This is a genomic window from Ensifer sp. ENS10 (assembly GCF_014852025.1).
Taxonomy (GTDB): domain Bacteria; phylum Pseudomonadota; class Alphaproteobacteria; order Rhizobiales; family Rhizobiaceae; genus Ensifer.
In genome coordinates, this window is sequence record NZ_JACVAS010000005.1 from 285,064 (window position 1) to 304,278 (window position 19,215).

22 protein-coding genes and 2 pseudogenes are annotated in these 19,215 nt (G+C 59.5%); 12 read left to right on the plus strand and 12 right to left on the minus strand.

Annotated features, from left to right (window positions below; genetic code table 11):
• The first annotated feature begins 3 nt into the window (after nucleotides 1–3).
• From IB265_RS19750 to IB265_RS19790, 9 genes are all read left to right on the plus strand, one after another.
• Entirely contained in the window at nucleotides 4–1,377 is a 1,374-nt protein-coding gene (locus IB265_RS19750; protein ID WP_057251590.1) for an ABC transporter substrate-binding protein, read from the plus strand.
• Nucleotides 1,378–1,451: 74 nt separating this feature from the next.
• Nucleotides 1,452–2,405, plus strand: coding sequence for a carbohydrate ABC transporter permease (locus IB265_RS19755; protein WP_113736858.1), 954 nt, complete (start codon nucleotides 1,452–1,454; stop codon nucleotides 2,403–2,405).
• Between the two features lies 1 nt (nucleotide 2,406).
• On the plus strand, nucleotides 2,407–3,507 hold the full coding sequence (locus IB265_RS19760; RefSeq protein ID WP_192495070.1) for a carbohydrate ABC transporter permease: 1,101 nt from the start codon (nucleotides 2,407–2,409) through the stop codon (nucleotides 3,505–3,507).
• 4 nt (nucleotides 3,508–3,511) lie between these two features.
• A complete protein-coding gene (locus tag IB265_RS19765; RefSeq protein ID WP_192495071.1) occupies nucleotides 3,512–4,576 on the plus strand; it encodes an ABC transporter ATP-binding protein in 1,065 nt (354 codons plus the stop codon).
• Between the two features lie 56 nt (nucleotides 4,577–4,632).
• Nucleotides 4,633–5,502, plus strand: coding sequence for a glycerophosphodiester phosphodiesterase family protein (locus IB265_RS19770; protein ID WP_057251586.1), 870 nt, complete (start codon nucleotides 4,633–4,635; stop codon nucleotides 5,500–5,502).
• A gap of 265 nt (nucleotides 5,503–5,767) precedes the next feature.
• Complete coding sequence (locus tag IB265_RS19775; RefSeq protein WP_192495072.1) at nucleotides 5,768–7,054, plus strand: GGDEF domain-containing protein; 1,287 nt, start codon at nucleotides 5,768–5,770, stop codon at nucleotides 7,052–7,054.
• 690 nt (nucleotides 7,055–7,744) lie between these two features.
• The gene (locus IB265_RS19780; RefSeq protein ID WP_246805999.1) at nucleotides 7,745–8,239 is read left to right on the plus strand and encodes an Hsp20/alpha crystallin family protein; all 495 of its coding nucleotides are present in this window, start codon (nucleotides 7,745–7,747) and stop codon (nucleotides 8,237–8,239) included.
• Between the two features lie 10 nt (nucleotides 8,240–8,249).
• Nucleotides 8,250–8,654, plus strand: a complete 405-nt coding sequence (locus tag IB265_RS19785) for an Hsp20/alpha crystallin family protein (protein WP_192495073.1) — start codon at nucleotides 8,250–8,252, stop codon at nucleotides 8,652–8,654.
• A gap of 25 nt (nucleotides 8,655–8,679) precedes the next feature.
• The gene (locus IB265_RS19790; RefSeq protein WP_112995998.1) at nucleotides 8,680–9,180 is read left to right on the plus strand and encodes an Hsp20/alpha crystallin family protein; all 501 of its coding nucleotides are present in this window, start codon (nucleotides 8,680–8,682) and stop codon (nucleotides 9,178–9,180) included.
• A gap of 55 nt (nucleotides 9,181–9,235) precedes the next feature.
• On the opposite strand, the gene IB265_RS19795 is transcribed toward IB265_RS19790, so the two are convergent.
• The 6 genes from IB265_RS19795 to IB265_RS19820 all read right to left on the minus strand — a co-directional run bounded on the left by IB265_RS19795 (nucleotide 9,236) and on the right by IB265_RS19820 (nucleotide 12,640).
• Nucleotides 9,236–9,499, minus strand: coding sequence for a hypothetical protein (locus IB265_RS19795; RefSeq protein WP_057252154.1), 264 nt, complete (start codon nucleotides 9,497–9,499; stop codon nucleotides 9,236–9,238).
• A 197-nt stretch (nucleotides 9,500–9,696) separates the two neighbouring features.
• Nucleotides 9,697–9,846, minus strand: coding sequence for a hypothetical protein (locus IB265_RS19800; protein WP_037422139.1), 150 nt, complete (start codon nucleotides 9,844–9,846; stop codon nucleotides 9,697–9,699).
• A 70-nt stretch (nucleotides 9,847–9,916) separates the two neighbouring features.
• Nucleotides 9,917–10,273 carry a hypothetical protein gene (locus IB265_RS19805; RefSeq protein ID WP_192495074.1) on the minus strand — a complete coding sequence of 119 codons (357 nt, stop codon included), beginning with the start codon at nucleotides 10,271–10,273 and terminating at the stop codon, nucleotides 9,917–9,919.
• A 114-nt stretch (nucleotides 10,274–10,387) separates the two neighbouring features.
• Nucleotides 10,388–10,783, minus strand: coding sequence for a PRC-barrel domain-containing protein (locus IB265_RS19810; protein WP_057252156.1), 396 nt, complete (start codon nucleotides 10,781–10,783; stop codon nucleotides 10,388–10,390).
• 215 nt (nucleotides 10,784–10,998) lie between these two features.
• Nucleotides 10,999–11,205: a CsbD family protein gene (locus tag IB265_RS19815; RefSeq protein WP_057252157.1), complete on the minus strand. Its 207-nt coding sequence runs from the start codon at nucleotides 11,203–11,205 to the stop codon at nucleotides 10,999–11,001.
• Nucleotides 11,206–12,460: 1,255 nt separating this feature from the next.
• Complete coding sequence (locus tag IB265_RS19820; protein ID WP_192495075.1) at nucleotides 12,461–12,640, minus strand: hypothetical protein; 180 nt, start codon at nucleotides 12,638–12,640, stop codon at nucleotides 12,461–12,463.
• 1,021 nt (nucleotides 12,641–13,661) lie between these two features.
• On the opposite strand from IB265_RS19820, the gene IB265_RS19825 reads away from it, so the two are divergent.
• The 3 genes and pseudogenes from IB265_RS19825 to IB265_RS36845 form a co-directional block, all read left to right on the plus strand.
• Nucleotides 13,662–14,219, plus strand: coding sequence for a DNA-3-methyladenine glycosylase (locus tag IB265_RS19825; protein ID WP_192495076.1), 558 nt, complete (start codon nucleotides 13,662–13,664; stop codon nucleotides 14,217–14,219).
• A 131-nt stretch (nucleotides 14,220–14,350) separates the two neighbouring features.
• The gene (locus tag IB265_RS19830; protein ID WP_192495077.1) at nucleotides 14,351–15,238 is read left to right on the plus strand and encodes an NAD(P)-dependent oxidoreductase; all 888 of its coding nucleotides are present in this window, start codon (nucleotides 14,351–14,353) and stop codon (nucleotides 15,236–15,238) included.
• Between the two features lie 405 nt (nucleotides 15,239–15,643).
• A pseudogene (locus tag IB265_RS36845) lies at nucleotides 15,644–16,042 on the plus strand (IS6 family transposase); the annotation flags it as partial.
• Between the two features lie 127 nt (nucleotides 16,043–16,169).
• Here the strand turns inward: IB265_RS36845 and IB265_RS19835 are convergent.
• From IB265_RS19835 to IB265_RS19860, 6 genes and pseudogenes are all read right to left on the minus strand, one after another.
• The gene (locus IB265_RS19835; RefSeq protein ID WP_057252161.1) at nucleotides 16,170–16,445 is read right to left on the minus strand and encodes a hypothetical protein; all 276 of its coding nucleotides are present in this window, start codon (nucleotides 16,443–16,445) and stop codon (nucleotides 16,170–16,172) included.
• A 66-nt stretch (nucleotides 16,446–16,511) separates the two neighbouring features.
• On the minus strand, nucleotides 16,512–16,892 hold the full coding sequence (locus IB265_RS19840) for a DUF6481 family protein (protein WP_192495078.1): 381 nt from the start codon (nucleotides 16,890–16,892) through the stop codon (nucleotides 16,512–16,514).
• A gap of 29 nt (nucleotides 16,893–16,921) precedes the next feature.
• Nucleotides 16,922–17,146, minus strand: coding sequence for a hypothetical protein (locus IB265_RS19845; protein ID WP_192495079.1), 225 nt, complete (start codon nucleotides 17,144–17,146; stop codon nucleotides 16,922–16,924).
• Between the two features lie 123 nt (nucleotides 17,147–17,269).
• Nucleotides 17,270–17,479 (minus strand): cold-shock protein, encoded by a 210-nt coding sequence (locus IB265_RS19850; protein ID WP_034806062.1) that lies wholly within the window; start codon nucleotides 17,477–17,479, stop codon nucleotides 17,270–17,272.
• Between the two features lie 219 nt (nucleotides 17,480–17,698).
• A pseudogene (locus IB265_RS19855) lies at nucleotides 17,699–18,638 on the minus strand (alpha-hydroxy acid oxidase); the annotation flags it as partial.
• Nucleotides 18,639–18,798: 160 nt separating this feature from the next.
• The gene (locus IB265_RS19860) at nucleotides 18,799–19,197 is read right to left on the minus strand and encodes a MerR family transcriptional regulator (RefSeq protein WP_057252164.1); all 399 of its coding nucleotides are present in this window, start codon (nucleotides 19,195–19,197) and stop codon (nucleotides 18,799–18,801) included.
• Nucleotides 19,198–19,215: the final 18 nt, after the last annotated feature.

A 19,215-nucleotide genomic window follows, 5' to 3' on the forward strand; every position in this document is an offset into this window, starting at 1 on the left:
AGGATGATTCACTGGAAAATCGGAACGGCTGCGCTTCTCTGCGCGGCATTAGCGGGGGGCAGTGCGGCGTTCCTTTCAGCGACGCCACTCTTAGCGCAAGAAACCGTGAAGCTCGAGCTCTGGTCGCGTCAGGATCCTTCGGGGCCGCTGCGCCCTGGCAATGTGGTCAAGGCTGCCGAGCGGCTGAACAAGGAACTCGCGGCCGAAGGCTCCCCCAAGCGCGTTGAGGTTGCTGTGCGCGAGAGCCCCGCCAAGGGCTTCGACGACGACGCACTGCAGCTTCTCAAGGTATTCGGCATCGGTGAAGGCCCCGATATATTCATCGCCGCACACGAATGGATCTGCGCTTTCCAGGAAGATGGCTTCGTTCTCAAGCTCGACGACTATATCTCCAAATACCCTCAACACTTCGGCACGATCTTTCCGTCGCTCTGGTCATCAGCGAAGTGTCCCGACGGCACCTACGCAATTCCGCAGGACGCCGAGGCGAGAATGTTCTTCTACAACAAGAAGCTCCTGCGCGAGGCCGGCTACGACTCTGCCTTTGTCGACGCCATGCCGGAGCGTGCGTTGTCGGGCGACCTGACGATGGACGAGGTACTGGAGATCGCCAAGCAGGTCGTCGACAAGACAAAAGCGCAATACGGTGTGCTTCACCGGCCGAACAAGGGTCCGGACTACATCATGGTCTTCCAGGCCTACGGCAGCGGCTTCGTCGATCCCGAAACCGGCAAACTGCTCCTGGAGCGCGACAAGCTCGCTGCCGCCTTCGGCTGGTTCGAACGCGGGGTGAAGGAAGGGGTCATCCCGGCCAATAACACGGCGATGGAATTCGATGCGCTGCGCAAGGAATTCTACACCGGCAACGCCGCATTCTGGATGTACGGCATCTGGGATCTCGGCAGCGTCGGGTTCCCGACCTACGGGCTGCCTCAGGACGAAAAAGCCTTCTTCGCGGATTGGGGCTGGATCGCTGGGCCTGCACCGCAGAAGGGCGGTTCACCGGTCAGTCTGACGCATCCGATCGTCTATGCGATCGCTGCCGACACGAAGGAGCCTGAACTCGCCGCCCGCCTGCTTGGCCACGCTTCGGCGGCCGACCTCAACACCGATCACGCGGTCACAACGACGCATCTCGGCATCAAACCCGAACAACTCGAAGACCCGCGTTATGCCAAGGCCTGGCCGCTCGCCAGGGCAACCGACCTGCTCAAGATCACCAAGTTCCTGCCGAACAACTCGCAGTTCGGCGAACTCAACGGCATCATCTATGCCGGAATTCAGGGCATAGAATCGGGGCGGTTGTCAGCTGAGAAAGCAGCCGATTTCGTCATCGAGGAGGCTTCGTCCACCCTCGAGGACGTGATCGTCAAATAAGTCCGATCGGTCTCGAGTCGTCGACCCGGCGCGCCCGGGTCGGCGGCTGCGAGGTCCGCCGTAAGAGCTAATCGATGACGACGATAGCAGATGAACTCACGATCGAGCGGCGCGGCCATGCGGGGTCGGCGGCGCGCAGGCGCACGAACTTCGTGATCTTTCTCGGCCCGGCGATCGTCCTGACGATCCTCTTCTTCGTCGTCCCCGTGATCATCGATATAGCTGTGTCGTTTACCGACCTCAGCCGCTCGCTCCGCATCAGCGAGTTCACTACCGAGCAGTACGAGAAGGTCCTTCGAACTGATCGCCGGTTGTCGCAGGTCATTGGGCTGACCTTCATCTACGTCTTCGGCACGCTCGCGATCTTCAACGTGACCTTTGGCCTGATCCTCGCCATCACCACCACGGCGATTAGGAATGTATCCGGCAGCTTCTTCCGGGGCGTGTGGCTGCTACCGCGGATGAGCCCGTCAGTCCTCTACATCCTGCTCTGGCTCTGGGCGGTGAGCCCCACCGAAGCTGGCCTCGTAAACCAGGTCCTGATGCAGGCGTTCGGGCTCGACGCGCCGCTTGACCTTTTGACCTCGGCGCCGGTCGCGCTCATCATCATCTCGAACGGGTTCATCGGCGCTTCGATGGGCATGATCATCTTCACCGCCGCGATCCGCGGGATCCCGGAGCACCTGTTCCACGCCGCGGCAGTGGACGGCGCCGGGACCTTCGCAAAGATCCGCTTCATCACCCTGCCGGCGCTGCGCTGGCCGATCAGCTTTGTGACGATCTACCAGACACTTTCGCTGCTGGTCAGCTTCGAATACATCCTGCTCCTCACCAAGGGCGGTCCGTTCTACGACACGACTGTCTATGCACTTTACGTCTACCGCCGCGCCTTCGAAAGCGGCCAATATGGCTACGGAGCCGCGCTGGCACTTTTTCTCATCGTCATCGGCGTAGTCGTCGCGCTCATCGGCTGGCGCTTCTTTGATATGGAGCGCCTGCTGCAGCGCCCGCGCATCGAGGTGCATTGAGATGGCCGCGCAAGCGATCCCCGAGCTGTCCACGGCGGCATCCGAACCGCCAGTCGATTGGGATGCAGTGGCAGCGCGGGCGCGTGGCGTTCGGCGCGCCAAGGCGGTCGTCCTCTACGCGTTCCTGATCGCCGTGTCGCTGCCGATCATCCTCCCCTATTTCTGGCTCGTCACGATCGCCTTCTCGGCCAGGACCGGCGTTGCCGAGACGGCGGTTCTGTGGCGCTCGATGGCCGTGGTCGTTCCGGCCGTCGTCGCTTTCTGGCTCATTGCCGCGCTCGCGCAAAGCCGGCGCCAGTTATGGATCGGCCTCACCGCAGTCGCCGCGATCGCTATCTTCGCCTTTGCCGTGCTGGTCGGCCCCGACCTGCACCTCGGCAATTTCATCTTCCTGTGGGAGCCGGACTTCGCCTCGGTGGTGAGGTCGCGGATCGGCGAAGTCAAAGGCGCGGTCCAGTTTCCCAACGTCTGGCATGCCTTCGGCAACTCGATCCTGATCGCCGGCACACAGACTGCCATCGTCGTCACCGTCGCCTCATTGGCAGCCTATTACCTGTCGCGCTTCCAGTTCCCCGGCCGCTCCTCGATGCTGCGCTCGCTTCTGGTGCTCCATGCTTTCCCGGTGCTGACGCTAATCGTGCCCATGTTCCTGATGCTCTACTGGATCGGGCTGCTCGACACGCTTTCCGGCGTGATACTTGTGCTTGTCGCCTTCGAACTGCCGTTTGCGATTTTCATCATGAAGGGCTTCTTCGACGCAGTCCCATGGGACATCGAGATGAGCGCGCTGACCGACGGCGCGTCGCGACGGCAGGCATTCGTGAGCGTGGTGCTGCCTCAGGTCAGGAACGGCATCCTCGCCATCGCAGTGTTCACCTTCATCCGCGGCTGGGAAGAATACATCTTCGTGTTCACGTTCCTGATCAGGAACAGCAATTGGACAATGAGCCTCTACATGTACTGGGTGCGCGATGATGTCATGGGAGTGGACTACGGCGTCGTCTCTGCGGTCGGAGTTTTCTACCTTGTCCCGAGTCTCATCCTCTACATGGCCGCGCAGCGGTATCTCATGCAGATGTCGATCGGCGGCGTGAAAGGCTGAGAAGATGGCGAAGATCGAGTTCCGTAACGTGGTGAAGCGCTTCGGCGCCGTCGAGGTGATCCCCGATATGAACCTCGTCATTGAGGACGGCGAGTTCGTCGCACTTCTCGGCCCCTCCGGCTGCGGCAAGTCGACGAGCCTGTTCATGCTCGCCGGTATCTATCTTCCGAGCGGCGGCGAGCTCCTCTTTGACGGCCATATCGTCAACGAAGTAGAGGCACGCGACCGGAATGTCGGCATCGTCTTTCAATCCTACGCGCTCTACCCGCACATGAGCGTGCGCGACAACATCCTGTTTCCATTGCGCTTCAAGAAAACGCCACGCGACGAAGCTCTCGCGAAGGTGAAGACCGCCGCGGACCTTGTCCGTGTTGCGGAACTGCTGGACCGTCGTCCCAGCGAGCTTTCCGGTGGCCAGCAGCAGCGCGTCGCCCTTGCACGCGCCCTCGTGAAGGAGCCGCAGTTGCTGCTCCTCGACGAGCCGCTCTCCAATCTAGACGCTTCGCTTCGCCTTTCGATGCGCACCGAGATCAAGTCGCTGCACGCGCAACTCGGCGTGACGACCGTCCTCGTCACGCATGATCAGATCGAGGCGACGACAATGGCCGACCGTATCATCTGCATGCGCGCCGGCCGGATCGAGCAGGTCGGGACGCCGGACGACCTCTATCTCAAGCCATCGAGCCTGTTCGTTGCCGGCTTCATCGGCTCGCCGCCCATCAACCTCATTGCCGGCGAAGCCGAGGCCGGAACGATCACCGTGAATGGCGCCAGATTTCCGGTCGAGGGCGCGTCCGGGGCGCTGACAGTCGGGCTGAGGGCGGAGCACCTCAGAATCGGCGATACCGGCTTCGCCGGCCGTATCGTGCAGATCGAGCCGATGGGCCGGGAGATCCTCTATGTCGTCGAAACCGGCATGGGCGCCGTGCGCGTGCTTGAACAGGGTTCGTCCGCCGTGCACTCGACTGGCGAGCAGGTAAAGATCGGTTTCCTGCCCGAGAACTCGCTTGTGTTCGAGACGGCGCGACAGAAGCTCATTGGGGGCGCGCATGTTCGTGCACCGACGTGACACGATCGAGCGACAGCCGCCCCATTTCTCGGTGGGGAGAGGAGAAGGGCGCGCCAGTGGCAGCGTTTGAGACGAGCAACCAGACGTCGAACGCGCCGGTGGCCGTCGAGGGCCCATATGGCCCTGTCCGGCTCAAGTGGCACAAACTGCGCACGCGCCTCGCCGAGGCGCCCTTCAAGCGGTCGAACCTCGCCCTCGGCTGGCAGCTCGGCGCGAGCCTCGAGGTAGACATACTCGGCACTGCCGATGGCCGCTTCGCCGTTCTCCACGATGCGACGCTCGGTCCATCGACGACCGGCCGCGGCCGCGTTCCGCGCACGCCGATCGCATCGATGGCGGGGCTTTTTCACCGGGACGCAGCAGGCGCCCCCGATCCCGATGCGCCGGTCCTGTCGCTCGCCAAACTCGTGGCCCCGCTTCAAAGACTACCGAGAGCGCCATCGGCCAACCTTCAGCTCGATCTCAAGCTGCTCGAAGGACACACGCTTCCGGATTCGGCGGTGGCCGATGCCGCAGCGGCCGTCACCGGGCTAGCGGACGCCATCGTCGTCGGTTCGCATCATCTGGATGAGGCACGCCGTCTCGCCGCGGCCATTCCCGGAGCCCGGCTCGGCTACGATCCGATGCTGGCGGTTTCCCGCCAGCGAGACCTGCGCGATCCAGAGCGGTTGCTGCGCCACATCGAGCGGCGCAGCACCGGCGTGAGTCTTGCCTACCTCCGGTTCGACGCCATTGTTGCCGCAGAAAACCAGGGCTTTCCCCTCGTTGCGCGCCTGCTCGACCTCGGCATTGAAACGGACGCCTGGACGGTCAATCCCGGCCGGGACATCAATGACTCCATCCTGCGTACGCTCGTGGGGGCGAAAGTGCGCCAGATCACGACCGATGTTCCGAGTGAGATCTTCCGCCTGATCCGTTCGCTTTGAGCACGGCTCATCCCGGGCGTTCCGTGCGAACCACCGGAGCGGGGTTGGGTGCTCCATAGGTTCTAGCAACCTGAAAAGAGCCGGCTCAGTCACCGCGTGCCAATGATCAGATGTCTTCCGCCGAGAGCGTCACCAGCGGCAAGTCAGACACCATGTATCGAACTGAAACGCTGCCGCCCGGCTCATTAAGTCAAGTCGGTAACGCCCATCACAGTCAGGCCGCACATTCTTGCCATTGTCTGATCCGCCCCTAGATGGCCAGAGCATGAATACACGACGAGCATCAGGCGTTTCACGCGCGAGCGAGGTTTCAGCGCCACCAGCCGCCCAACGATTGCCCCCGACGGTCGTCAGCGAAGTCGATCGTCTTCTTGCGGGACGCACACGCGATATTCGCCTTAATGCGGAACTTGCCCGGCTCTTCCACGCGCGGTCGTGGCCACAGGCGTCGAAGATTATCCGTGCCTGGATGGTGTGGGTGGTGGTCCTCGACGTCCTGACGCTAGCAGTCAACGCCGCCTTGCTTCCGTCTGAAGTCGTCATGAAGATGCTTCTGCCGGCGTCGATTCTGCCCCCGGCAGCAATCCTCACCGCGATCGTATTTCAGAAACCGCGCGGGACGTGGATCGAGGGCGTAGCGCTCCACGTTGGTGTGTTTTTGATCCTGCTTTCGGTCGCGCTGGTCGGCGTCAATACGGGAGGCGAATATCACGAGCGACACCTTACGATCATGCTTTTTGTCGCCGTGACCGCGATCATCATATTCCCCGTCCCGCTCGAACGGTCGATTGCAATCGCCGTCTTCGCGCTTGGTCAATATCTTGTCTTCCAGATGCAAAATCCGGAAATTACCGCCGAGAATGCTCTGGCCGGTGCGCTCTTCTTCGCAAGCGGGGTAGTCGCGACCGTTGTTGCGCGCAGGACTGCAGGCATCCTGGCGCACAAGACCTTTCTGCTCGAACTACGCGACCGATCTCGTCTTGGCGAACTGACGGACGCAAATTCTCGGCTCGAGCTGCTCGCCCGAACGGACCCACTCACCGGTATCGCAAATCGACGCTGGATAATGGAAACGCTCAGTCGCGTGTGGAGCGACGAGATCGCGCAAACCCAGGGCGCAGCAATTCTGATGTGCGATATCGACCACTTCAAGCAGCTTAACGACAGTCTCGGCCACGCCGAGGGTGATCGGTGTCTGGTAAAGGTCGCCGGCATTATTCAGAGCTGCTTGCGTGACGATCGCGACCAGGTCGCGCGTTATGGCGGCGAGGAATTTCTCATCCTTCTTCGTGATGCCAATCAGGAGGATGGCGTGTCGGTGGCGGAGAGAATTCGAGGCCGCGTGGAAGCTGCGTCATTGCCAAACCCAAGATCAACCGTTGGCGCTTATGTCACAGTCAGCATCGGACTGGCAGTGCTGAACCACCGCGATGCAACCGTATCTTCAGAGGGGTTGCAGCGGCAAGCGGACGAAGCACTGTACGAGGCAAAGAAGAATGGACGCAACCAGGTGATCATCTATCAGCCGGCCCTCCCAGCACTCTCAACATGAGCGCGCTTGAGTAGCCTCGCGCGTCGGCATGCCATCGGGCTTTCGGAATCGTCAGGGCCGAGTTTGACGGCGGCGAGACGCGTTCGGCTCGCCGGTAGGCGGCCATCACGCCACGCGCACGCCGCGCAATTGGCAACCAGCCAGATGATGCGCAGGCAAAAAAACGGACTAGATACCGGCCATCGCGCCGTCCCACTTGATACATTATGCGATCCCAGACGCACATAACATGAACAATCGCAGGAGCGTACCAAACGTCACCCCTCCCGGATGGCGGCTGGTGTTTAGACGGCTGACGCCGCCCGAGCACGCATCGCGTGTCCGCGAGCCCCAGAGGAGCTGATCGAGGCACCGGCTAGGAAACGATCAAAACCCAAAAGCCAGGCCGCGCGTTCGGTGAGATCAGAGCCCGCCCGAGCAAAGAATGAACTACTCTCAAGCAACGTCGGCCCTTGAAACGCGCGTTTTGCTCACCTACCTCAATTTTGCCGGATGCCCCTCTCGGGTCCTGGCACGGGAACGATGGTCCACTCATGTGTTGGACCGGGTTCGGTTCATATCGCTTCGCAAGGAGGATATGGTCCGGCGTCTGCCCGGCCCCCCACCTTCTTGCGTAACGCGGTGTGCGATCGACCGTCTCGGTCTTCTCATCGTCTGGTCCCGACCGCCTCCGATCCATTCGGCTCCGGCATGCACGTGCTTAGCACGTCGCAAGCAACATGGCTGATTAAGAAACGAAGGAGGATGCACATGCTGGTATCGGATTTTGGCCGCATCGGGTTCGACCCGTTTCTGGAAATGCGGCGCATGCAGCAGGAAATGAATCAGCGCTTGTCCGACATGACAGCCAAAGCCGCCCAGGAGTTTCCACCCGTCAACCTCTGGATGGGTGAGGACAGCGTGGCGGTGACTGCTGAATTGCCTGGGATCGCGCCTGACGATGTCGATCTCACGGTTCGCGAGAACACGCTGACATTGACGGGCGAACGCGGATCCCCGGCGCAGGACGAGAGGTCCGTCTGGCACCGGCGCGAGCGAGTGTACGGAAACTTCTCTCGAACGGTGCAATTGCCTTTCCGCGTCGATCCGGAACAGGTCGAGGCGCGCTTCGCCAACGGGCTACTCGAAGTCGAACTGCACCGGCCTGAGACGGATCGGCCGAAGAAGATCCAGATCAAAGGATAAGGAGGCAAACATGGCTCAGGAACTGAAAACGACCGAGCGCCGGGCCCCAAGCAAGCTTGACGGTGGCGAACCGACCCATTCGCGCCCGCTGTTTGTCCCGCGCACCGATATCTATGAGACAGAGGACAATGTCGTTGTTCTCGTCGACATGCCCGGCGTCGCCTCGGAGGGTGTCGACATCACGCTCGAGAAGCGGACGCTGGCGACTCGCGGCTACGCGACGGACCAGCAGCATGACAACTATCGCCAAATCTACGCCGAATATGGCGCGGGCAATTATGAGCGCGTCTTCACCCTGTCCGAGGATATCGATCGGGACAGTATCGAGGCATCGCAGAAGAACGGCGTCCTACGGCTGGTCCTTCCGAAGGCTGCGCCGGCCAAGGCGAGAAAGATCCAGCTGAAGATGGCGTAATTCGTCCGGAGAAAGGAGGTTGACCATGCAGATTAGAGATCTGATCCCCTGGGGCAATACCAAGGGAAGCGAAATTGCGAAGTCAGACGAGGGAAACCCCGTCTTTTCTTTGCAGCGCGATGTGAACCGTATCTTCGAGGATTTCTGGAAGCGGTTCGATCAACCGTTCGGCGCTTTCGGGCGCTGGGAGACCGGTGGGCCGCGAACGGACATCGCCGAAACCGAGAGTGCGCTTGAGGTTTCGGTGGAACTTCCTGGAATCGATCAGAAGGACGTCGATGTTTCCCTGACGGACAGCGCGCTCACGATCAAGGGAGAAAAGAAGAGTGAGCAAGAAGAGAGCAAGAAGGGGTATCACTTGTTGGAACGCTCATACGGGTCGTTCTACCGCTCGATTCCGCTACCGTCGGGCGTCGACACGGACAAGGCCGCCGCGCAATTCAAGAACGGTGTCCTGACTGTGACGCTCCCAAAAACGGAGGAAGCGCTGTCGGCTGTGAGAAAGATCGAGGTGAAGGCGACCTGACATCCGCTTCACGGTCGTGAGATGCGGCGGACGAAATCCGTCGCATCTCTTACGATTACTGCATGTGTCTCGTCCGAGGATACGCCATGAGCGAAGCGCGGGCGCGGGCGAGATCTTCGCGGGCGACGGTCAGCATCTCGTCTGCCGTCTCCAGAGCCGCGAAAGCAGCCGCAGTCGGATTGGGCCGTTCCGCAGTGATGCGAACCCAGGCGCGATCGATTTCAGCAAGAGCCGCGCGCACATTCGCGATCGCTCGTTCAATGGCATCGTAGAGAGCAAACTCCTCTTCGGAGACTATTCGCGAATTATCACCGATCATCGATCTTCTTCCGACCACACGTCCACGTGCATGCTCGAATGGCAAAACTATCACCAAGAGCGCGCATTTTAAACAGTCAGCGTGGCGACGTTGCGATCGTAATTGGGTGAGAACCCTCGGGACCGAACCGGTGGAAGTCGCGACCATGGAAACGGCTGATGAACGCTGGGTCGACTGCCTCCCCTCTGCCTTGGGCTTCAGTTTTCCTGAACGGACACGCCATTCCGGTCAAGCCGCAGTTCAACGCCGGCCGGCTTCGTTTCCTCGCGATAGAGGTAGACGCCGAGGACTATAACGGCGACAACCAGGCCGCCGATGATCAGGTAGAGAGTGTTGTTTTGCTGCATGAGAGCCAATCTTGCCTTTTACAAGTGGAGGGAAGAGCGATTATCCGACCCAAGTTTTGATGAGTTTGCATCAATACCAACGGCGACGCGGGTCCGAAAAAGTCAGCCCGACAGCCACCCCCAGGAGGAAACTGAGTATGCCGACCCCAAGGAGCAAAGTCGCTGTGGTGCCCGGGTTCTTTCGAGCGGCCTCTGATACCGCCCGGGCCTGCGTGCCCATTTGCTTCGCCGTCCCCGCCGCCGATTTCGACACATCCTCGTAAAGATCGGCTGCCCGCTCGCGCGCTTGATCCAACACGCCGTTCGTTCGATCCGCAAGCAGCTTGTTGACCTTTGCCACTTCATGGCGAAGCGTCGCGATCTGCTTTTCCAGGGCGTCCTGGGTATCGCCGACAGCCGGAGCGGCGGGCTTCGAGAGCTTGGCCATTCAAAGCGTCCTTAAAAAGGCCTTGTACAATCCACGTGTCGCGGAAAAATCCTTGGCCCCTTGCGAATGAAAAGGTCAGTTCCAGAACCTTTTCATATTTGGTCGTCGCCCGGATTAGCGTTCCCAGCGGCCTTCGTATTTGAACTCAGGGGCCGCCTTGAGCTGATCCTTGGTCGCGTCCATCACCGCCGTCCACTTCTTGTCGTTTTCGACATAGGTGATTTTGACGGACTTCGGGCTCACGATCACGTAGCGATCGCCCATCCCGAGAAACCCGCCGACCGATACGATGTAACCCGTCAGCTGATCTTCCGACAGGATCAGATCCTTGATTTCCCCGATCGTCTCGTTGGCATTGTTGGTGACATTGAGATTGACCAGGTTATAGCTCAACACATCGGTCGGCTTGGCGGTAACGAAGGTTTCCGTGGTGGCGGTTTCCGCCGTCTGCGCGGCAGCCGCTCCAACCATCATCGTTGTCGCTGCAAGAGCAATTAGAATGCGTCGCATGGTCCCACTCCTTTGATGATGTTCAGGAACCCGAAAACGCCGTGACGGTTGTTAAAGTTCCAACGTCCTCAGTGAATTACGGATGATTTGCGCACCCGGTAGTTCGACCAAGAACCACGGAGGGTGCGCAACTGCTTGTGCGTCGATCACGCACAACGGACCGGTGGAAATCCAACCCCGCCGACGGCGGGTTTCGATTATGCCAGAGAGGACCCTTACCAATCATCCTGTTTGCTGTACCAGTCGTCAATGTCGCGCTTGGCGCGGTCCTTCTCAAGACCATAGCGTTCCTGGATTTTGCCTTCGAGCTGATCGCGTTTCCCGGCGATCTCGTCGAGATCGTCGTCGGTGAGCTTGCCCCACTGCTCCTTGATCTTACCCTTGAACTGCTTCCAATTGCCTTCGACCCGATTCCAATCCATGTGCGTTCCTCCCTGAAATGGTGCCTGTACTAACAACTCACATCGGCGGAATTGGTTCGATCGATCGCCAGAGAATATGTCAGAGCGCGGTTTAGCGGGCTCGCACTTCGGCCGATAAGCGGATCTTACGGGCCCGCGTGCTAGGAAACCGCTGAAAGGGATTGGTGAGGGAGACGTACGAACCAAAAGAGCAAAGGTTTGTTGCCGGCCAAAGTTAGGCGAGATCGGCCGTTGGCGGGGGGTACATAAGAATTGCGGAGGATGACCCGCGTGATGTTGACGGTGGCTTCGCTGCGCTCGCGCCTATTCGTTCTAATAATCGATCCTTCGGAACGATCAGCCGAACGACGAGACCCTTAGGGTCCCGGATGCGAATGATCTCTCCGCGGAACTGTTTTTCGACAGTGAGCTTGCCAAGCTTTGTCCCGAAACCCTCTGTCTCGGTCTGCGCGACTGCAGGCCCTCCTCGCTCGGTCCAGACCAATTCCAGCGTTTCGCCACGGTCCATATTTGGCGGCGCTCGTTGCAAACCATGCACGACAAGAGCAAGACCGGTTATGGCCGTCCGTGACACCCAAAGGTCGCACCTCGTATCGTCACGCGATGCCCATGATCTGTTTCCCCAGCATAGGGTAACAACAATGTGGTGAGCAGCTCCTGCAGGGTTGCGCTGCCCTCCCCGATGTCTGCCCCACCCAATCGCGGGAGCGTGAGCGCGTGGGCCCGCGCCCGGGGACGCGAGCCGCTTTGGCAACGTCAAACGTAAATGTATAGCTTGCCGGCCCCCATCCGCCGTTTACGGCGTACACAGTCTTAAACCGCAAAATCGTTACGTAAAGGTTTGCTCGAAGTGAGTGTTTTTATTACCCATTATCGCCCCCGACCATCAAGGTAGAACAAAAGTAATACTGAAGAACCAACGCCGCGTTATTTATTTTTCACGAAAGAATCAATACAAATAAAAGCAATATACAGCACCGATAAAATCTGCGGAGAAATAACACCCTACGTCTATTGCTTTCTTTGTAATATTCGCGTGAACCGTCTGTCTTATACGTTGTTCCAGAATATTCATTGTCTATATTGAAATCCAAATTATTTCGAAAATAGAATAATGTATCACGATATGCCTTGCAGGAAACAATTATTGCCGTCATGGAAACAAATATAAACGGCAAGATCTTCATTGAAATATTCACGTCGAACCCTCCTCATCCATCGGAATATCTAATGCCGGTGTTGCACGCTGAGATGATCAGGGAACACGGTCGTTAAAGTGGTGCCGCTTAATGATATCACGCGCCGATTCTGTGTCGCGTTCTTCGAGAAGACGCACTCTGAAACCGCGCTCCTGATCAGGCACTGCTGCGGCGTCCAGCTTTTCCGTCGGTTCGACCACGTCGTTGCTCAACTCTCGATATTTGAGAATACCCATCGACTGGGCGCACCTCTACCGTACGTTCAGCGGAGCAGCACGGCCGGATCCGCTTCGCTCCATCCAGCCGGTCCTTTGGGTGGGCAATCCCCCCTCCGGTTTTCAACTTGCCCTCTCTCTCCCGGTCCTCGCCGGATAGGCAGGAGAAAATGCCTCTCAAAGATCGATTCTGGAGGAAATGATTGAACGGCATATAGCGGCCCAGCTAGTGACCGCGGATGAGTGAAGCGTCGTGATCCAGATTGCCGCGGGGACGAACGTGTACCTGGCCTGTCGGCCCCTTTGGTCGGCAACACCGATTTTGGCCGCGCCGAACGCTCCACCGGGAACGGGCGCAGCGGGAGCGACCGGTATTGTCACACGCCGATCGGAATGAATTCCAGGATGGGTTCCGGCAGAAGCAGAAGGGAAGCTGGCATGACCGAGTTGTCCAACCTCGGCTGCCCGCATCCAGCGAAAAAGCAGGTTGCTGTTGACCCCGCGCCGGCACGCCGTCTCCGCTACCGAATTGCCGGGAAGCCGCGTTTCTTTTTCGACAATTCGCCATTTTGTCTTCCAGCGACCGGTTCCGTCGACTGCGCTTCGCCGCTTTGCTTTATTGCCCGACATCGGATACCGCCATAGTGTCCACTTAGCACTCGGCGGACACTATCCCACTCCAGGGCGGCGCCGGTAGGCGGCCATCACGCCACGCTTACCGACCGGGAAGTCGGGTGACGGCCTCTTCACGTTGCATCCGCACCTAATGATGCATGAAGGGGAATGCGGCGGAGTCGTGGGCGCACCAAAAGATGCGGTGGCGTCGCTACGAATCCCACTGCCGCTGGCAAAGGGAAGAGGCTGAGGCCCACCCTCTGGCCGCGAGCAGCACCGGAAGCACGTGTTGCGTGCGGAGGAAATTCCTCCGGTCGACAGCGTGGTGACGTGGCACTGTGAATTGCCGCCTGATCCCTTAAATCGATTCCTATCCAAGGAATCATCCAGTAGACCATCATGCAAAGATGGAGGCTAGGACCCTGCGGTGCATCGATTGAGGTGGGATGCCAGGTTTTTCGCGCGCCCCGCCGTCGAGGTGGCGGCGGACCTGATCGGCGCCGAATTCGCGGTGTCCGGCGTCGGCGGAATTATTGTCGAGACCGAGGCATATCTGCCCGATGACGCCGCGTCGCACAGCTTCGCCGGCGCCACCGACCGAAATCGAGCGATGTTCGGTCCGCCGGCGCACACCTATGTTTATCTCTCCTATGGCCTCCATTGGTGTCTCAACTTCGTTTGCTTGCCCGGCAGCGCCGTCTTGATCCGCGCAATCGAGCCGAAGTGGGGCATCGAGGCGATGCAAGCGCGGAGGGGTGTTCGTAAGGACAGGCTCTTGTGCTCCGGGCCGGGACGCCTCGGCCAGGCGCTGGCGATCAATAGAGCGCAGGATGGCCTGCCGCTTTGGCAGGAGCCGTTTCACCTCCACCTACCGGCTCAGCGTCCGCCGATCTCCAGCGGTATCCGTGTGGGAGTTACGAAGGCGGTGGAACACCCGTGGCGTTTCGGGCTCGCCAACTCGCCCTTCGTCAGCCGTAAATTCTAGCGCGGAAACGCCTGCGCCGTTTTTAGCCTGATCCCGAGGCTCGACTTGTCGGAATCGATCGCGTTCAATGACTCTCGGGCCCCGACCCAGAATCATCGTGATCTCGATAGCCAATCAGTGGAGGCGACCAAATGACGAAATCAAATGTGGGCTTCATCGGGCTCGGGCTGATGGGTCAGGGCATGGCGGCGAATATCCTGAAGAAGGGCTCGCCGCTTTGCGTGATGGCGCATCACAATCGCGCGCCGGTCGACGCGCTGGTCGCCGAGGGCGCGACGGAGGCAGCAACACCGCGCGATATGGCCGAGCGTTGCGACATCATCATCCTTTGCGTAACCGGCTCGCCGGAAGTCCTCTCGGTGATTGAAGGCCCGGACGGCATCGCTTCCGCCGGCAAGCCGCTCACCATCGTCGATTGTTCGACCTCCGATCCCTCCGTCACCACAAAACTCGCTGCGAACCTCGCCGGCAAGGCTATTACCCTCATCGATGCGCCGCTCAGCCGTACCCCGGCGGACGCCGCCGCCGGTACGCTCGATGTGATGGTCGGCGGCGCGGACGAGGACGTGCGCCGTGTCTGGCCCGTGCTCGAATGCTTCGCCGGCAGAATCGTCCACACAGGCCCAACCGGCACCGGCCACACGATGAAGCTGCTCAACAACTTTCTCTCGATGGGCTATGCGGCGCTCTATTCCGAGGCGCTGATGCTCGGACGCAAAGCGGGGCTCACCCCGGAAGTCTTCGACAGCGTCATCCGAGGGGGCCGCATGGATTGCCCCTTCTATCAGACGTTCTTCCGCTGGGTGCTGGAGCGTGACCCGAACGCCCACAAGTTCGCAATCCGCAACGGCTTCAAGGACATGAGCTATCTCGCCGGCTTCGCCAATGCGAGCGGCGTCGCGAACCCGATCGGGGCCGCAGTCAGGAATTCCTTCGCCCAGGCGGTCGGAGCTGGTCGCGGCGAGGAATACGTGCCGATGCTGTCGGATTTCGTCGCCGAGGCGAACGGCATCAAGTGAGAGGCGGCTGTTAACGGCGCGGCTTTCTCCGGCGTCGAGCACGACATCGAAGCGTCTATGCGCGCTCTCGCCCGGATCGCGGACACGCAAGGTTTAGGCGGATCTGCGGATGCATAGGAATCGGCGCAGAGCTCTTCATGAGTTCCGCCGCCGTTATCTACATGTTGCCCCTCGCTTTTCGGCCGAGGCAGAAAGAAACGGCCGCATTCTTGGTAACCGGAGCAAATTGCGTGGCAGACTTATCGCCGGATTGGCTGACGGGAAGTGTGCATAAGTGAAGGCTGGCCGTGTTGGGTGGCGCCAGGGGGATTCCGCGCCGGGGGCAAATCATGCGTCCATTGCCAAGAAGCTACTTGCCTCGCCCGAACATGCCGACACGCCTTCCCTGAAGGCGTTGCGTGGGTGATGTCGCGTTGTCGGTGGCTTAAAGGTTGGCGGATATTTTGGCGGGGATGAGCGAACCGACCATCAGCTACAAGAACCACCGCTTTCCCCCGCAGATTATCGCGCGTGCGGTCTGGCTGTACTTCCGGTTCCCTTTGAGCCTGCGGTTGGTCGAGGAAATGCTGTTGGAGCGTGGCATTGTCGTGTCCTACGAAACGATACGGCGGTGGGCCGCAATTTCTGCGCGGCTTATGCGAAACAGTTGCGCAGAAAGAAGCCGTCGCGAAAGGATATCTGGCATCTGGACGAGGTCGTGATTTCCATCGGCGGCCGCAAGTTTGGCTTTGGCGTGCCGTTGACGAGGACGGTTACGTTCTCGACGAGGTCGAACGCTCAGCCCTCGCCACCCACATTCATCGGACCCGCGCGATGGCGCTGTGGAATGCCATGGCCGGCGCAACAGTCTGAGGTCACTGACCAAAGCCTTGTCCGGGCGTTGATGAAGCAACGTGACATCGCCGATCGCAACTAGCGTACGTGCACCCGGTCAGGCTCGGTCGTAGGTAAAGGACGTCAGCAAGGTGGTTACGAAATTGCTCGCCCGTTCCTTGACGAGCAACTCGGTCCACTCATTGGTTCCTCGAAGTCTTAGATCGGTATAGATGCTGTCGACGGCGGCCTCTTCGATGCGTTTGATGTGCGCCTTGAAATTTGCCTCGCCGCCGGCACGGTACATGTCACGTATGACCATGCGCAGGATTTCCTGGATTGCGATTTGCCACGACGTGTTGATCGCCTGGAGTTCATTCGTATCCGGTGCCATCGGGGCTCCCTTTCGTTTTGAGTGTCCCGAGAATGACATCGCCATGCTGTCGGGTGGCAGCAAAAGCTATCCTTGTCTTGCCTTGCGATTGGCATAGCGCCGGTCGCGGTTGGCCTTCCGCACCGCCTCATCTTCGATCACCTGCGCTATACGTGCGTTTTCGGCGATCGCCCGCGCTTCGGTTTCGGAGACTGCCGCCGCCTCAACGGCTGCCTGCCGCGCTGTCGCCTCGGTCTCGATACGCTTTTGCTCCTCAAGCTTCAGACGCTCGCGTTCAACACGCCGCTCTTCACGAGCGGTGGCAATGGCTGCGCGTTCGGCCTGCCTTGCCATCCTAGCTGGTTCCGCCGCAGTCCTTGCCGCTCGGTAGGCGTTCAGGAGAGCAGTTTTGGCGTCAGCGGATGCGGCTCGGCGGTCGGAGACTTCGTTTTTTCTGGCGTTCTTCATTCTTATCCCAATAGTGAGTGCAGCAGAGATCAGCGCGCCTTGGCGCGTTTGGCGATGAGGTAGGGTGGCGCCGACAAGCGGTCGGCCAACTCCTTTGCAAGACGTGCCTCTCGAAGCCGGAGAGTCTTGGCATCCCGGGCCTGAGCGACGGATTCCACCTCTTCTATCGCGTTGTTTTTGGGGAAGAACTGCGTCCGGACTTTCATGAAGGCGATCTCCGCCTGCTGACGGGATTTGCTGTGTGCTTCTATCATTGGAACCTCAACTAGTTCGGCTTAGCAACCGAAACAAAAAAGGCCAGGCAAAACGCCTGGCCTTGTTGAAACAGCTTCCGGCAGTGCCAGTACATCCGTGGCCAAGGGAAGCAAATCTCGATTTTAGGCGGACTGCAGATTGGTAGCAGACATCTTGCCCGACTTATTGTCGCGCTCGAGCTCGAAGCCGATCTTCTGCCCTTCGACAAGTTCGCGCATTCCGGCGCGCTCGACAGCGGAGATGTGCACGAACGCGTCTGCGCCACCGTTATCAGGCTGGATGAAGCCGAAGCCCTTGGTGGAGTTGAACCATTTTACTGTGCCTGTGGTCATGATGAACCCTTTCAAAGCATAGATTGAGGAACCGCGCAGCCTATGCTGCGCAGGTAGAAACCGACTGTTTTTGAAAGGGAAGTTCGCTTAAGGCGCGGTGCCAATCGCGCGGTAGACAAAGCTCGGCAAGCAAAAGATCGATGCCGCATCTATAAGGGACTTGGATTGCCGCGTCAACGATTAGTTTTCCAACATGCAGAATACATCCTAAGATTGTGCTCATTTCACACTTCCAGACGCCGACACAGCGCTGTCGCGATCACGGCAAACGACAAAACTGCCATCGATGTCGTCTAGCGCCACGGCTCCGAGGAGCGCCATATTCTGATGAATTTCGGTTTTTAGGATGTCGATAGCTTTGAGGATACCTGGACTGCCGGAGGCGACCGCCGCATAGAGGAATGGGCGCCCAACAAAGACGAAGCGCGCACCCAGGGCGATTGCCTTGATTACATGGGTGCCCGCCTGAAGCCACCGTCGATCATGACAGCGGTTTTGTTGCCGACCCGCGCAACAATCGCAGGAAGCGCACTTAAGGGCGACATGGTCCCGTCGAGTTGACGGCCGCCGTGATTGGACACTATCAGCCCATCCGCACCAACTCATGAACCCGCAACGCGTCATCCGGATGCATAACGCCTTTGACGACGAGCTTTCCCGGCCAACGCTCGCGGATACGCTCGAGATGGACCCAATTCAGGTGATCCCTCCGCCCGAAGTCGCGCATGAAGTTCGATGAGATGATCGGTGCGCCACGGTCCGCATAGGAGTTCTCAAAATGTGGAACGCCATGCACTGCCAGAGTGCGTAAAAAGGTTCCAATCGTCCATCGGGGATCAGTGATGCCTTGCCATGCCAAGCGTAAGCTCGGCCGCAAAGGAGTCGAGAAGCCGGCGCGAATATTGTTCTCGCGGTTTGCCAAAGTAGCCGTGTCGACCGTGAGTACCAACGTCTGAAAACCGGCGCGTAGTACCCGGTCGACCAGCGCGTCAATCCGATCTGGTTCTCCCGGGAGATATGCCTGGAACCAGGCGCCCGGGGCGGTGGCGGCGACTTCTTCGAGCCGTGTCAGCGACGATCCACTCATGATCATGGGAATTCGACGCTCATTGGCCACCTTGGCCAGCACGACGTCACCAAGATAGGCCCAGAGCACGGTGGTATCACAGAAGCGGACATGATACATGCCGCCGAGCTGCAGGTTTGCCCACTTCCAGACCTTACCTCGGAAGCTGCGATCGACGCGTTTCGACCCTGCGCTGCCATTCGCCGATAGCGCCCGACGGCTGGTCGATCGAAGATTCCGTGCGTTTCGCAGGTTAGCAAATCCTGTCATCGGTAAATCGCGGTTCATCGCCCGGCTTGCCGCACGCGACCCAGTCGCGCTTCGCCCGCAGGTAATTGGTCAGTTCGGCCAATTCAGTTGCCTTCTGCTCAAGCCTGACGAGCTGGACGTCCATGATCTCGATCTCACGCGCCGGCGATAAGCCCTCTCGTTGCAGTTCCGTGGCAATCTCCGCGATCTCTTTGAGTGGCAGACCCAGTGATTGTGCGAAACGGATCATCCGAACCGTCGAGGCGTCCTGGGCAGTGAAGATCTGATAGGGATTGCGACCACCTTTGGCGCCGAGTTGCGGCCTGAGCAGACCTTTGCGGACATAAAAGCGGACAGTGTCCTGGCTCAATCCTGTTCGCTGGGCGAATTCTCCGATCAGCATTTTTTCACACCTTAAGCT

Bases quoted from the DNA above. Each gene is read 5' to 3' on its own strand.
- IB265_RS19760 (WP_192495070.1), top strand. From the start codon at position 2,407: ATGGCCGCGCAAGCGATCCCCGAGCTGTCCACGGCGGCATCCGAACCG.
- IB265_RS19765 (WP_192495071.1), top strand. From the start codon at position 3,512: ATGGCGAAGATCGAGTTCCGTAACGTGGTGAAGCGCTTCGGCGCCGTC.
- IB265_RS19750 (WP_057251590.1), top strand. From the start codon at position 4: ATGATTCACTGGAAAATCGGAACGGCTGCGCTTCTCTGCGCGGCATTA.
- IB265_RS19790 (WP_112995998.1), top strand. From the start codon at position 8,680: ATGCAGATTAGAGATCTGATCCCCTGGGGCAATACCAAGGGAAGCGAA.
- IB265_RS19775 (WP_192495072.1), top strand. From the start codon at position 5,768: ATGAATACACGACGAGCATCAGGCGTTTCACGCGCGAGCGAGGTTTCA.
- IB265_RS19755 (WP_113736858.1), top strand. From the start codon at position 1,452: ATGACGACGATAGCAGATGAACTCACGATCGAGCGGCGCGGCCATGCG.
- IB265_RS19815 (WP_057252157.1), bottom strand. From the start codon at position 11,205: ATGGATTGGAATCGGGTCGAAGGCAATTGGAAGCAGTTCAAGGGTAAG.
- IB265_RS19845 (WP_192495079.1), bottom strand. From the start codon at position 17,146: ATGATAGAAGCACACAGCAAATCCCGTCAGCAGGCGGAGATCGCCTTC.
- IB265_RS19820 (WP_192495075.1), bottom strand. From the start codon at position 12,640: ATGGGTATTCTCAAATATCGAGAGTTGAGCAACGACGTGGTCGAACCG.
- IB265_RS19860 (WP_057252164.1), bottom strand. From the start codon at position 19,197: ATGCTGATCGGAGAATTCGCCCAGCGAACAGGATTGAGCCAGGACACT.
- IB265_RS19835 (WP_057252161.1), bottom strand. From the start codon at position 16,445: ATGGCACCGGATACGAATGAACTCCAGGCGATCAACACGTCGTGGCAA.
- IB265_RS19810 (WP_057252156.1), bottom strand. From the start codon at position 10,783: ATGCGACGCATTCTAATTGCTCTTGCAGCGACAACGATGATGGTTGGA.
- IB265_RS19795 (WP_057252154.1), bottom strand. From the start codon at position 9,499: ATGATCGGTGATAATTCGCGAATAGTCTCCGAAGAGGAGTTTGCTCTC.
- IB265_RS19800 (WP_037422139.1), bottom strand. From the start codon at position 9,846: ATGCAGCAAAACAACACTCTCTACCTGATCATCGGCGGCCTGGTTGTC.
- IB265_RS19780 (WP_246805999.1), top strand. From the start codon at position 7,745: ATGCACGTGCTTAGCACGTCGCAAGCAACATGGCTGATTAAGAAACGA.
- IB265_RS19805 (WP_192495074.1), bottom strand. From the start codon at position 10,273: ATGGCCAAGCTCTCGAAGCCCGCCGCTCCGGCTGTCGGCGATACCCAG.
- IB265_RS19840 (WP_192495078.1), bottom strand. From the start codon at position 16,892: ATGAAGAACGCCAGAAAAAACGAAGTCTCCGACCGCCGAGCCGCATCC.
- IB265_RS19830 (WP_192495077.1), top strand. From the start codon at position 14,351: ATGACGAAATCAAATGTGGGCTTCATCGGGCTCGGGCTGATGGGTCAG.
- IB265_RS19785 (WP_192495073.1), top strand. From the start codon at position 8,250: ATGGCTCAGGAACTGAAAACGACCGAGCGCCGGGCCCCAAGCAAGCTT.
- IB265_RS19850 (WP_034806062.1), bottom strand. From the start codon at position 17,479: ATGACCACAGGCACAGTAAAATGGTTCAACTCCACCAAGGGCTTCGGC.